Source organism: Bacillus sp. S3, assembly GCF_005154805.1.
Classification (GTDB): Bacteria; Bacillota; Bacilli; order Bacillales; family Cytobacillaceae; genus Neobacillus.
In genome coordinates, this window is sequence record NZ_CP039727.1 from 1,171,611 (window position 1) to 1,184,788 (window position 13,178).

Annotated in this window: 12 protein-coding genes; 5 read left to right on the plus strand and 7 right to left on the minus strand. The window is 41.1% G+C overall.

Annotated elements, in window-relative coordinates; all coding sequences use genetic code 11:
* Positions 1-598: 598 nt before the first annotated feature.
* From ilvD to FAY30_RS27095, 6 genes are all read right to left on the minus strand, one after another.
* On the minus strand, positions 599-2,266 hold the full coding sequence (gene ilvD, locus FAY30_RS05520) for a dihydroxy-acid dehydratase (RefSeq protein ID WP_149868941.1): 1,668 nt from the start codon (positions 2,264-2,266) through the stop codon (positions 599-601).
* An 11-nt stretch (positions 2,267-2,277) separates the two neighbouring features.
* Positions 2,278-3,186, minus strand: coding sequence for a branched-chain-amino-acid transaminase (gene ilvE, locus FAY30_RS05525; protein ID WP_149868942.1), 909 nt, complete (start codon positions 3,184-3,186; stop codon positions 2,278-2,280).
* 481 nt (positions 3,187-3,667) lie between these two features.
* A complete protein-coding gene (locus FAY30_RS05530) occupies positions 3,668-4,930 on the minus strand; it encodes an ammonium transporter (RefSeq protein WP_149868943.1) in 1,263 nt (420 codons plus the stop codon).
* A gap of 159 nt (positions 4,931-5,089) precedes the next feature.
* Positions 5,090-5,416: a MerR family transcriptional regulator gene (locus FAY30_RS05535; protein ID WP_190284829.1), complete on the minus strand. Its 327-nt coding sequence runs from the start codon at positions 5,414-5,416 to the stop codon at positions 5,090-5,092.
* Positions 5,417-5,556: 140 nt separating this feature from the next.
* Positions 5,557-5,913, minus strand: a complete 357-nt coding sequence (locus tag FAY30_RS05540; RefSeq protein WP_149868944.1) for a hypothetical protein — start codon at positions 5,911-5,913, stop codon at positions 5,557-5,559.
* Between the two features lie 207 nt (positions 5,914-6,120).
* The gene (locus tag FAY30_RS27095) at positions 6,121-6,387 is read right to left on the minus strand and encodes a hypothetical protein (RefSeq protein ID WP_411675487.1); all 267 of its coding nucleotides are present in this window, start codon (positions 6,385-6,387) and stop codon (positions 6,121-6,123) included.
* Positions 6,388-6,478: 91 nt separating this feature from the next.
* Here FAY30_RS27095 and FAY30_RS05545 point away from each other — a divergent pair, with 91 nt between their 5' ends.
* From FAY30_RS05545 to FAY30_RS05560, 4 genes are all read left to right on the plus strand, one after another.
* Positions 6,479-7,276 (plus strand): basic amino acid ABC transporter substrate-binding protein, encoded by a 798-nt coding sequence (locus FAY30_RS05545; protein WP_149868945.1) that lies wholly within the window; start codon positions 6,479-6,481, stop codon positions 7,274-7,276.
* A 96-nt stretch (positions 7,277-7,372) separates the two neighbouring features.
* A complete protein-coding gene (locus tag FAY30_RS05550; protein WP_149868946.1) occupies positions 7,373-8,029 on the plus strand; it encodes an amino acid ABC transporter permease in 657 nt (218 codons plus the stop codon).
* Entirely contained in the window at positions 8,026-8,748 is a 723-nt protein-coding gene (locus tag FAY30_RS05555) for an amino acid ABC transporter ATP-binding protein (RefSeq protein ID WP_149868947.1), read from the plus strand. Before FAY30_RS05550 ends, FAY30_RS05555 begins: the two co-directional genes overlap by 4 nt.
* A gap of 74 nt (positions 8,749-8,822) precedes the next feature.
* On the plus strand, positions 8,823-9,449 hold the full coding sequence (locus tag FAY30_RS05560; RefSeq protein WP_223820908.1) for a DUF3267 domain-containing protein: 627 nt from the start codon (positions 8,823-8,825) through the stop codon (positions 9,447-9,449).
* 75 nt (positions 9,450-9,524) lie between these two features.
* On the opposite strand, the gene FAY30_RS05565 is transcribed toward FAY30_RS05560, so the two are convergent.
* The gene (locus FAY30_RS05565; protein ID WP_149868949.1) at positions 9,525-10,031 is read right to left on the minus strand and encodes a hypothetical protein; all 507 of its coding nucleotides are present in this window, start codon (positions 10,029-10,031) and stop codon (positions 9,525-9,527) included.
* A gap of 244 nt (positions 10,032-10,275) precedes the next feature.
* On the opposite strand from FAY30_RS05565, the gene FAY30_RS05570 reads away from it, so the two are divergent.
* On the plus strand, positions 10,276-13,032 hold the full coding sequence (locus tag FAY30_RS05570) for a dynamin family protein (protein ID WP_149868950.1): 2,757 nt from the start codon (positions 10,276-10,278) through the stop codon (positions 13,030-13,032).
* Positions 13,033-13,178: the final 146 nt, after the last annotated feature.

Below are 13,178 nucleotides of genomic sequence, written 5' to 3' on the forward strand. Positions count from 1 at the left end.
TATTTGAAAAATTATTCGTAAGACTGAGTTTTAAAAAATAGAAATGATACTTTAAAACAAAGTAAAAAAGGCCATTTCGTCTCCGAATAAACTGCAGTCTACGTACTAAAAGCAGAATAATCGGGGAGAAAAGGCCTTCTTTTTCTCGGTACCACCCGGTTTTTACAGTATCCTTGCGAATACTGCCTTATGAAGCGACAACTAATTTAAAAACGCTTCTTTTTGTAACAGGTGTTCAAGAGACACCCGATCGGGCCTACTAGGAAATGACCTTTCAGCTCAACACTCAGGGATGATGTCGGAATAAGTTGTATTACTGGGCTTCCAGCAACCCCAGCTCTCTGAAAATACATGTTCTTATTCCTTTATTCCCGTCATCGATTTTGTTATATAAAAATGTCAATGAGAAATGTCCAGCTCCAGCGCCCTAGTGTCCTTCGCGCTCCGCCCTACGATAAGTCAACATCGAATCGCCTCCGGCTCTTCGTGTTTCCTTTATCTCAGTTGAAGCACTCCAGGCCATACGCCGCTGACCAGGGCGCTTGCGCTTTTCGTAGTACCTTTACTTCTGTAGAAGGGGAGGGGTACTAGTGAATCCCTAAATTTTCATAACTCCGCCAGTGTTAGCGGAAGTAACTAGCTTTGCATATTTTGCGAGATAGCCAGATTTGATTTTTGGTTCCGGCTGCACCCAGGAACGGCGTCTTTCAGCTAACACTTCTTCATCAACAAGTAGTTCAATCGAACGACCCGCAAGGTCAATTAAGATTTTGTCACCATTTTGAACAAAGGCGATTGGTCCGCCTTCAGCGGCTTCTGGTGAAATATGTCCGACGGAGATTCCCCGACTTGCACCTGAGAAACGGCCATCGGTAATTAATGCCACTTCTTTATCTAAACCACGTCCTGCAATCGCGGATGTTGGAGCGAGCATTTCTGGCATCCCTGGTCCGCCTTTAGGACCTTCATAGCGAATGACAACGACGTGGCCTGACTTAACAGTACCGTTATTGATGTTTTCCTGTGCTTCATCCTGTGATTCAAACACAATTGCTTCCCCAAGGAAGGTCTTAATCGAAGGATCTACTGCGCCAACCTTGATTACCCCGCCATCTGGGGCAAGATTTCCAAAAAGGATGGAAAGGCCGCCAACATGACTGTACGGGTTATCTTTCGGACGAATTACTTTTTCATTAAGGATTGTTGCATCCTTCACATTTTCAGCTAATGTCTTTCCGGTAATTGACAGGCAATCCTGATGTAGGGCCCCGTCAACTTTACAAAGCTCATTTAAAATGGCGCTTACGCCGCCAGCCTGGTGGACATCATCCATGGAAACATCAGAGGCAGGCATGATTTTTGCTAAATATGGGACTCTTTCAGCGATTTTATTAATATCACGCAAGTCATATTCAATCCCGGCTTCATGGGCAATTGCCAGTGTATGGAGAACGGTATTGGTTGAACCGCCCATCGCCATATCCAGTGCAAAAGCATTATCGATTGCTTCTCGAGTGATCATGTCACGCGGACGAATATCTTTTTTCACAAGTTCGATTAAGTGTCTTGCTGCTTGACGGATGAGTTCATGTCTTTCTTCAGATGTAGCGACGATTGTTCCGTTTCCTGGAACCGTCATCCCTAATACCTCCATGAGACAGTTCATCGAATTTGCGGTAAACATCCCTGAACAGGAACCGCAGGTAGGGCAGGCACTTGTTTCAATCTCAAGCAATTGCTGTTCGGTCATCGATCCATTATGGTAAGCACCAACACCTTCAAAAACAGATGTTAAGGAAAGGTTTTTCCCTGTTGAGGAAACGCCTGCCTCCATTGGACCGCCTGAAACAAACACGGATGGAACATTGGTTCTTGCTGCTGCCATTAGCATTCCCGGTGTGATTTTGTCACAGTTTGGAATATAAAAGACACCGTCGAACCAGTGGGCGTTGATGACTGTTTCGGCACTATCCGCGATTATTTCGCGGCTTGGCAGGGAATAACGCATTCCGATATGTCCCATGGCAATTCCATCATCTACTCCAATGGTATTAAATTCGAAAGGGATGCCTCCGGCTTCGCGGATGGCTTGCTTTACAATCTCACCGAAATGATTAAGGTGTTTATGTCCTGGAATAATTTCAATAAACGAGTTACAGACACCGATAAATGGTTTTTCCAAATCACTCGTTTTTACCCCTGTTGCATATAGCAGGCTTCGATGGGGGGCTCGATCAATTCCCTTTTTAATCATATCGCTTCGCATTTTTCTATCTCCTAACTGACTACTGCATGGTTTGTTGTTTTAGGGTAACAAGCCACTCCGTCTGTTGTTACAATCTTTCTGAATTCTGCTAAAAGATCGTTTGTTACTGCACCTGGTTTACCATCCTTAATGACTCGGCCATCTACTTCTATGACAGCAATGACCTCAATAGCTGTTCCGGTTAAGAACACCTCATCAGCGACATATACATCATGTCTTGTAAAAGGTGATTCCCGGACATCGTAGCCTTTAGCTCTTGCTACATCCAGGATGGCGTTGCGGGTAATCCCTTCCAATGCTCCCAAGTAAACAGGCGGTGTGTATAGAATGCCATTTTTTACAATGAAGATATTGTCAGCGGAACCTTCAGTAACATAGCCTTGGTCATTCATCATTAATGCTTCCTGAACGCCAACTTGATTGGCTTCCAGTTTGACTAGAATATTATTTAAATAGTTGAGTGATTTAATCTGTGGACTAAGTACATCTGGGCGATTCCTTCTGCTTGCCACCGATGCAATTTTAATTCCATTATCGTAAAATTCTTTGGGATACATGGATAATGGCTCGGCGATTATAATTACGCTTGGATTCGAGCAGGAAGTAGGGTCCAGTCCAAGATTCCCTTTGCCACGTGAAACAACGACACGAATATAGGCACTTTCTAGCTGATTTTTTCTAATCGTTTCGACGATTAATTGCGTCATTTCCTCCTGTGTATATGGAATCTTCAGCATAATGGATTGTGCTGATTCAAATAGTCTTTTCAGGTGAGCATCGACTCTGAAGATATTTCCGTTGTAAACGCGAATCCCTTCAAATACTCCATCACCATATAAAAAACCATGATCAAAAACTGATACAACAGCATCCTCCTTCTTGACGAACTCGCCGCCAAGGAAAATCCATTGACTTCCCAACCTAACCACTCCTCTTTCATGTTAGAACGCTTTAAATGGAATAAACATAACTTTAATAAAGAATTGCCGCACCCCATTCCACTTGGAAATGAACAAAGGCAATGTTCAATATTGATGATTATTTTCGATAATCATACAACCAATCGATAACATGGTCAATATAGAAATCTGACAATTCAAATAAGTCGGAAAACCTGGTAGCGTTTTCATTCTTGTTATGATAAGGAAATTGGAAGAAAAAAATTTTTTAAAAATTTTTTCTATTGGGAGTATTATGTTTCAAAAAAAGAGGGGAATTCAGTAGTAAGTAGGATGGAAGTGCCGGAAAGTTTTATTATTGATATATACACATTTTGAAAAATTTAATAGGGTAATATAGTTTTTTATCCTTTTTTTAAGAGAGATTTTCAGAAGTATTTCCCCACTCCCTAAAAATTTAAGTAGTCCAATCCCAAATTGATGGGATTGACTACTACTAATTTTATTGAGCCTTCAGCTTTTGCTCACTTTTCACCAATTCAGGATATCCATAGCTGCCATGTTCACTCATATCAAGACCGATCATTTCCTCCTCTTCCGTCACACGTAAACCATTCATTGCTTTTTTCATTATTGCCAGTAGGATGAAGGAGACAATAAAAGCAAAGGCTGCACAAGTGATGACACCCATCGCTTGAACGCCTAATTGGTGTAGGCCCCCGCCATAAAATAAACCAGGCTTTCCGACCGTCGCCAAACCTTTTGTGGCAAAGAAGCCGGTTGATAACGTGCCCCATATCCCCGCTGTACCGTGTACGGAAAGAGCTGCAATGGGATCATCAATTTTTATTTTCTCAAAGAAGCGGATACTGTAAAAACCAAGAATACCAGCGATAAAACCAATCAGGACAGCAGCCCATGTTTCAACGAAGGCACAGGAAGCAGTAATGGCAACTAAACCTGCAATGGCCCCGTTTAACATCATCGGCATATCGGCTTTGCCAACTTTTATCCAAGTAATCATCATTGCAGCGACAGTTCCGGCTGCGGCAGCGAGGTTCGTATTAATAGCTACAAATCCAAAGAAGGCTTTCTCGACAGATAAAGTACTGCCGGCATTGAAACCAAGCCAGCCCACCCATAACAGCAATACACTCAAGGCAGTGAAAACTTGATTATGACCGGCAAGATTATTGGCAGAACCGTCTTTATTAAATTTGCCCATTCGGGGCTTTAGGAGAATAGTAGCTGAGAGCGCCGCCGTAGCACCAGTTAAATGAACAACCGTTGAACCAGCGAAGTCTTGTTTCCCATGCTCCGACAACCAGCCGCCGCCCCAGATCCAGTGCGCGATTGGAGGATACACGATAACAGAGAAAAGTACTGCGAATACAAGGTAGGCACTAAGTTTCGCCCGTTCAGCAAACCCGCCGAAGGCAATCGTTAAGGAAATGCCTGCAAATGCTAGTTGGGATAAGAAGAAAACGGCTCCGGACAATGATAAACCATCAATGTCATAGCCAGAATAAAAGAAATCAGAGAGCCCAATCAAAGGATTTCCTTTGCCGAAAATTAAACCAAACCCTGCTGCCCAAAACATAATTGAGCTAATTCCAAAAGTAAGGATTGTCTTCCCGGCAATATGCCCAGCATTTTTCATTCTAGTTGAGCCTGTTTCAAGAAGAATAAAGCCGCCAATCATTATAATAACAAGTACGGCCCCGATAATAACCCAAATACTGTTCATTAAATATAACGTATCCAATGTTTCTCCCCCTTTTTATGTTGTGCATTTCATAACATTTGTGTAATTGTATTTTTACATGAATCTGAATGGGGCATCCACAATCATGTAAGGTTATCTAACGTATTTTTCTGGGGACAAAAAAAAGCCCCGACCTTTAAAAAAGGAACAAGGCTTTTCTTATTGTTTCCTTAATCCGAATTGGGCATTGAGCTGTCCTTGGATCATTTTACGGCGGATATCATCCTGACTTTGTTTCTTTTGTTCTTTCAGCATTTGCTTTCTAATTTCATATGTTTGAATGCCATCTTCTATTTTGTTGGCGATCTCCATAAGTAATTCGACATCGGTAAAGGAATATTTCCGGCTGCCGCCAGCTGATCTTTCAGGGAAAATTAATTTCCTTTCTTCATAATAACGGATTTGTCTTTCAGATAGACCAGTGAGTTCCCTGACAACCCCGATTGTTATAACCTTCTTATCTTTATAAGACAATTCGTTTCCCATCTAAGATCACCACATTCATGTTTATTAGTATAGTTTATAAAAAAATTGTATTTTTTCAACTGATTATGTGAGATTTTCTTACATGGATTTTAAGTTAATGAAGAAGAACCGGACAAGGTGTCCGGTTCTGAATTGGTTGCTTAATATTCCCCATCAAATGGTGTAAAGGGGAGGTGGAAACGGTTTTCTACTGCGCGCAGCCGCTGGTTGACACGTTGGAGCCGGCGCTGCAGTTGGTTAATTTCTTTTTCCTGCCGCTCATTTTGCCTTTCAAGCTGATTGACTCGGCGTTCAAGTTGCTGTGGCTGCCTGTTGGGATTGTATTGATCTAGCGGAACATAGGTATGATAGTGTTCAGTTGGAATATAGGAATGATTTTGTTCAATTGGAGCATAGGAATGGTATTGCTCTGGCTGCGAATAAAACGGTTCAGCTGGAACATAGGAATGGTATTCAACCGGCAATTGTGGCATTTGATAAAGACCATAGGGATTCATATGGGCATCTCTCCTTATGTGATAATACCCTATACATTATGTGGCCGTAATGAGCAGGTAACGGCAAATGCCTATGTCACGATGAAAACACCCCAATCTAAAATGAAACGAATGGGGTGTTTTATCTATACTTTATGTTCCGATTCAGCGTAATCGAGACGGTCCTCGGAGACTGACCAGCCGGTGCAAGACTAAGCTGACAACAGACTAAACAAGCATTTCACCTGTTGGTTTATTATCAATAAGATCTTCGTTAGGCAAATTGTTTGTATAGGTTACCTTGTCTCCGGGGCGATTGGTTTCTGTCGCCCATGTTGTCCACCATATGTAACTGATGAAGGCACTAAGACGGACATCGTCCTTTATCACATTCTTAGGCATGGCATAGGCTTCACGCAACTTATCGAGCCTTGAATCGTCAGTGAATAACGCAGAGTAAGTTTGGTAACGTGTTAATATAGTAAAAAAATAAATGTTTGAATAATGAAATGAAAGAAGGTATAATCAATTTATTCGAAAAATTATAAATTTTTAAATAAATTAAAGAAATAATAGGAGGCTAAACATGAAGAAAATTAAACTTGTAACCATTTTTATGGCAGTATTTCTCTTGCTTCTATCAGCCTGTGGAACTAGTAAAACCGGAGGAGGAGAAAAGAAGACGTTAAGAGTCGTTACCGATGCTGCCTACGCACCCTTCGAGTATCAGGATAAAGGAGAAATCGTCGGATTTGATATCGATTTCGTCAAGGCAGTGGCAAAGGAAGCAGGCTATGAGGTTAAGTTTGAGAATGTTGGCTGGGACCCACTCTTTGTGGAAATTGAAGGAAAAACTGCTGACCTCGCCGTCTCTTCCATCACGATAACTCCTGAGCGATTAGAATCCTATGACTTCACCGTTCCTTACTTCTTATCAAAAAATGAAATTCTAGTACCAAAAGGCAGTACGATTAAAAGTGCCAAAGATTTAGAAGGTAAGAAGATTGCGGTTCAAAATGGAACCACCGCCCAAACAATCGTAGAAAATCTTTTCGGTAAAAACTACGATAAACTAAAAAAGTTTGAAAATAATAATCTATCAATCTTAGAGCTGAAAAATAATGGTGTAGATGCAGTAGTTGCCGACAACACCGTTGTTGAAACCTATGTAAAAAATAACCCAAAGGATAATTTTGAGTTCATTGAAGATGATGATGCGTTTGAAAAAGAATTCTATGGCTTATTGCTGCCAAAAGGAAGCAAGCTTAAGGGAGATTTAGACAAGGCTGTCAAGAAGGTCATTGATAATGGTACCTATGCCAAGCTTTATAAACAATGGTTTGATGTCGAACCTGACATACAAATTTTAAAAGATCAGCAATAGAGAAGAATTGCGTAACTTCTATTCATAGGCAGTTACGCAATTTTTGGTTAGATTTCTAAACTTTACTACATAGCAAATTTGTCAGGGGGATCGATCATGAATTTTAGGTGGGATCTGATCGCAGAATACGCTCCCTTTTTTCTAAAGGGAACTTTGTTAACCATTGGCCTTTCGGTCGCAAGTATTATCATCGGTTCGGTACTTGGTTTATTTATCGGTTTGGGGAAAATGATGCGAAAAAAGCTGTGGGCACTTCCGTTTCACTGGTATATCAACTTTTTCAGAGGCACACCGTTAATGGTGCAAATCTTATTAATTCATTTTGCAGTCGTACCGGCCTTTTTAGGTACGACCAATGCGGTCGTTGCAGCCATTTTGGCGCTTTCGTTAAACTCTGCCGCGTATGTAGCGGAAATATTCCGCGCCGGAATTCAATCGATTGACAAGGGGCAGATGGAGGCGGCACGTTCGCTAGGCATGACAAATGGACAAGCCATGAGGTTTGTTATTTTGCCGCAAGCAATCAAAAGAATGATTCCACCGCTGGGCAATGAATTCATTGTCTTAATTAAAGATTCTTCGCTCGCTGCGTTAATTGCCGCCCCGGAGCTAATGTACTGGGGCCGTGCGATGCAAGGTCAATATATGCGCCCATGGGAGCCCTATTTGACTGCTGCCGTTATTTATCTTGTTTTAACCCTCACACTAAACTTCCTGTTAAACCGTGTTGAAAGGAGGCTGGCAACCGAATGATTGAAGTAAGAAATTTAAAAAAGTCGTTTGGCATCAACGAGGTTCTCAAGGATATCAATGTCATCGTTAAACCGCAAGAAGTCGTTGTCGTGATTGGGCCTTCGGGCTCGGGAAAATCAACGTTCCTTCGCTGCATAAATATGCTCGAAACGATTACCGGCGGGCACGTCCTTATTGAAGGGATTGATTTAACGGACAAAAAAACAGACATCAATAAGATCCGGACGGAAGTAGGAATGGTGTTCCAGCAGTTTAACCTTTTTCCGCATAAAAAGGTCATCGATAATATTATGCTCGCCCCGATGAAAGTAAGGAATGTACCTGCAGAAAAGGCAAGAGCGAAAGGGTTGGAACTTTTGAAAAAGGTCGGGCTGGCTGACAAGGCGGATGCCTATCCTGATTCATTATCTGGCGGCCAAAAGCAGCGGGTGGCCATTGCCAGAGCCTTAGCGATGGAGCCAAAAATCATGCTGTTTGATGAACCAACCTCCGCGCTTGACCCGGAAATGGTTGGTGAGGTTCTCGAGGTTATGAAACAACTGGCCAAGGAGGGAATGACAATGGTAGTGGTGACGCACGAAATGGGCTTTGCCAAAGAAGTAGGCGACAGGGTTATTTTCATGGATGGCGGCCTCATTGTCGAAGAAAACATCCCAAGCGAGTTGTTCGATCATCCGCAGGAAGAACGGACAAAAGCGTTTTTGAGTAAGGTGCTTTAAGTATGTATTGGGGGGCTGACAGCGGCTCCCTATTTTTGTTATGATATATGGGTGGATTTTCCATTTGGGAGGGAGTGGATACTATTAAATTTACTACGAAAATACCCAAATTTAATGAACAAACCCATATTGAGTTATTGAACGATGACTGGAAGCAGCTGAAAGAGCCGAAAAGTCTGACGAACGCGATGCTACTCTCCATGCCTTTTATGGTGATCAATGCCCTTATCTCGATGGGGATCATTTATTTCTTTTCCACTTTTTCGCTGAAGAAATTTTCATTTATTTCTGGAGATTCATTCGTCATAACGATTGATTTAGGTGTTTTCGTTGCGATGGTATTAGTTATAGTCATCCATGAATTTTTCCATTTGATTTTTATTCCTAACTTTTTGAAGTCGGGGGATACCGTTATCGGGCTGACATTTTATGGGGCGTTTGTGCATACGGAACAAACAGTAACGAAAGATAGGTTCCTCCTAATAACGATCGCACCTTTTCTTTTTTTGTCTGTTTTTTTTCCTCTATTTCTATCAATCTTAGGAATATTAACAGGAAAAATGCTTGTTTTTATTATCCTTAATTCACTGGGTGCATCCCTTGATATTCTCGGCTTTTTCTTAGTGCTAGTCCAAATTCCAAGAAATGCAGTAGTAAGAAATAACGGTACAAGAACGTATTGGAAAATGAGAAAACAGTAAAAAACGGATGAATGATTTTCATCCGTTTTTTAGAATCAATTCGGAAACTGTTTAATAATTCCATCTGTAAAAGTGTTATTCAAAATCAAATACATCGACAATTTTGTCCGCCCTTTTCCGATTTTGACAAAGCTCAAACAAGTGCGTAAAAAATTCTTCCACATTTTCCGGCGATGAGGGGAGTTTGATTTGAACCGTTGTGGACCCAAACATTTGCTTAAAATAGGCCTTTCGCTGGTCGTTTTTCCCGTCCCTTTTAAAGGGCTTGTATGACCAGATAAGATACGACCCATCTTCAAGCTCTTGAACTTGCCGTATCTCCGCACAGGTTGTCGACCGATCATGTGCATAGAGGACCAAATAATAATTGTCATTACGGTGCCAATCAATGAAGAGGAAGTAATAACCCGTGTCGCTTTCCGGCCGAGTGACTTCATATGCAGCTAATGTTTTCTTGCCGTTCGTCCATTGATGAAACTTCGGTAGAATCCCATCGACTGTTTGAAGTTTCCGAATCTCATAAGATACAGGTTTTGATACTTCAAGATGATTTGCTATGTAAATAGCTTGTTCTAATTCCAAACTTACCAGACTCCTTTAGGTCTTTGATTTTATTATATAATTGAAAGAAAGAAAGAAGGAAGCAACGGCTGAAAATCGTTTGTCTTCAAATTGAAACATAACTGACATCATTTTAATAAATTCGTTTGTTAGAATCGATATAATTGAGACTTAAAATCCATATATACGTCGAATAGTTTATGGAATAATTATGACTCTTTTCCATATGAATGACATAGAGTGTTTGCAATTGGAGGGAAATAGAATGGCATTAGAGAAGCAATTGATACAAAAGGCCTATTATAATATGTTCATAAATGAGCAAGAAGATATACATCCGGTTCGTGTCCTCGGCGAGGTATTTCAGGAGGAGGCAAAGCAGGATCTGCCTGATTTATCGTCCATCCGCTATGCGCAGGGAGAAGTATATTATCATCATAAAGATTACGAAACGGCCATTTTTAAATGGGAAAACATTTCCAATGAGCTTGCGCCATGGGCAAAGAAAAATACAGCGGATGCTTACCTAGAGCTGGGATTGCTTTCAACGGCTGAGGATATTTACACAGCAATTGAAACCGATGATCCTACATTAACGGCAGAGGTAGCCCTACAGTTATTTTCGCTGTACATCGAGCGGGGGAAGTTAGCGGCAGCCATTTCAACAATTAAAAAGACAATTGCTACTAACCCTGATTATCCGAATGTTACCGAAATTGCCCGCACCTTTTTTGAAGAACAGCAGGATTGGGATAATGCTGTCGAACTGGCAATAACCGAAGCTAAGCGTACGGAATCACTCGAATGGTTTGACATACTAAACACGTATATAAAAAACGGTGTTACGAAAAGCCATGCGCCAAATTATTTTACTCAAGGTTTGATCCTTCTATTTAGTTTGGATAAAAGAAAGTTTGAACAGCTCGTTTCTTCATTGTGGGACAGCTACAAGAACGAGGAATCATATTTTACATGGCTAAGTGAGATCAACCATCTATTATTAAACCTTGAACTCAATCGAGATGAAAACTGGACAGAGCTATCAAACCTTCATAAGGAACACTATTTTAGCTTAATTGAAGGAAAATATTTTATTAAAGTGCTGCAGGATTTTATCCCTGACTTACTAACAAACTGGTTCAGGCTGGCCGATCGGGCAAATGTAGTCTTGTCTTCGGCTGCTGTACTCTCATGGAATGAGTTATTTCCGGCTACCATTAGTACGTCGATTGTTAGTGAAGCGGAAAAATTAATCAGCCTGACGGAAACAGACATGGATGAACTTGATGAGTGTTTGACACTTTTTGATTCTATTATGAGCTGGGCAGAAGCACATGATATGGGTGAGAACAATCGGATCAAATGGCTTGTTGACCAATTAGTTGATTTTGATACCCAGCATCTTTTTATAACCGGGCTAAGCGGAACGGGAAAATCCACATTTGTGAATACTGTTCTTGGCGAGGATTTACAGGATAGCCCGACCTCGTCTATGGTGATGTTTGCACATGCCTCTGAAAGTGAAATCACGGAAATAACAGATAGAGAGATTATTAGTTTGCCTGAGTTTTCTGATTTTCAGGATCGAATGGACCGCCGCCGCAATGCACTAGAATCAATCATCGAGTTTAAGCACCCAAACGCCTTTTTACAGGATAATAGAGTGGCATTCATCGATACCCCCGGGTTAAAAGGTGCCCTTCATTATGATCGGTATGAGGTGTTGAAGCATCTGCAAATTGCTGATTCCATTCTTTTTGTCATTGATGCGAATGTCCCTTTTACTGAAAAAGAACAGGCAGCTCTTAAGCAGATTCAGGAGTTAGCACCGGATATACCGATCCATTTTCTGTTGAGTAAAATGGATACGATTGCGGGTGAGCAGGTGGCCCTTCGCATTTTTGATGAAACGCGGGCAAAGATTCATTCTTATTTGCCTGATTCAAAAGTGTTTGCTTTTTCTTCCCAATATGAAGGTGGTCAGCAACTGCAGGAATTAACAGAGTTTATTCAATCGATTAAGAATACAAGAAATATTGAGGATAAACGGCTGGCGAAGCTGCTTTACTTTATTCGGACAACGATTGCCGGCCTGCTGCAAAAACGACTTGATGTCGAGAATCAACTGGTTGAATCGGTACGCTGGAATGAAGAAATGTTGATGAAATTAAATGGAGCGGTTAACCAGCTGAAGGATACGGAAATCCAAAAGGCTAAGGCAATTACGAAGTCCTATCGTGGTATTAAGGAAAAGATTGAAAAGGACCTTTCTGATCATCTTCCGAAAATGCTTCAAGAGTGTTCATCTTTAATCAAGGATGATAGCAATTTTAGTAAGATTCATTTAGAGCTTAATGAGGAAATGAATCGCAGGATTCAAGATTACTTAGAACAAACAGTTATGCCGAAGTTTTACCGCTCGCTGCAGGATTGGATAGAAGCTTGCAAAGCGGAATTTGACCAAGGCCAGGAATTTTTAAATGAGATGGCTGAAGGTTTTAATCAGATGTACGGGGAAGAACGTCTCAAGTTTGATTGTGATTTTAAAATCCTCGATGATTGGCGCCGTGATACTGACCGGATGACAAGCCGTTTTCAGCTTGAAACTGTCAATATCCTGCTCCGCCGGACACCATCACAGTTTTTACTGAAAAGCGCCGGGAAGCTGTTTGGGGCAATATCGCAAAATAAGGCACTTCTATATAATAAATACAAAGCCTTTGTGGAGAATGAGGATTATTCTGAAGCGATTGCAGCAGTCAGTAAGCAATTTTTCCAGCCGTTTGAGCTGTTTGAAAAATCACTCGAACGGGATATCACCTTGTTTTTCAGGGACCCATTAACTGTGTTAAACCGCTCTGTTGAAGAAGCACGCTCCGGGATCCAGTCAAACCAAGAAATGCTAAACAAAATGAACGCAAATCCGGAAATGTTCCGCGATCCACTGACACTGTTTGATGTAAGACTGCGTCAGTTCGAATGGATGACAGTGGCAGGTAAAGGGATGCAAACAATCTATTAATAACGGAAGATGTCCTTGGGCATCTTCTTTTTTGTGGGTTTTTGTATAAAAACTTAAGAAACTTTTAAGATTTATCATAAATGAATGTTAAGATTTTCCGTTTACTATTATGATTAATGATAGAACTGCTAGAAAGTTGGGTGGAA

Coding starts and splice junctions, on each gene's coding strand:
- FAY30_RS05550 (WP_149868946.1), top strand. CDS start 7,373: ATGAATTTTAGGTGGGATCTGATCGCAGAATACGCTCCCTTTTTTCTA.
- FAY30_RS05540 (WP_149868944.1), bottom strand. CDS start 5,913: ATGAATCCCTATGGTCTTTATCAAATGCCACAATTGCCGGTTGAATAC.
- FAY30_RS05535 (WP_190284829.1), bottom strand. CDS start 5,416: ATGGGAAACGAATTGTCTTATAAAGATAAGAAGGTTATAACAATCGGG.
- FAY30_RS05545 (WP_149868945.1), top strand. CDS start 6,479: ATGAAGAAAATTAAACTTGTAACCATTTTTATGGCAGTATTTCTCTTG.
- FAY30_RS05570 (WP_149868950.1), top strand. CDS start 10,276: ATGGCATTAGAGAAGCAATTGATACAAAAGGCCTATTATAATATGTTC.
- ilvD (WP_149868941.1), bottom strand. CDS start 2,266: ATGCGAAGCGATATGATTAAAAAGGGAATTGATCGAGCCCCCCATCGA.
- FAY30_RS05555 (WP_149868947.1), top strand. CDS start 8,026: ATGATTGAAGTAAGAAATTTAAAAAAGTCGTTTGGCATCAACGAGGTT.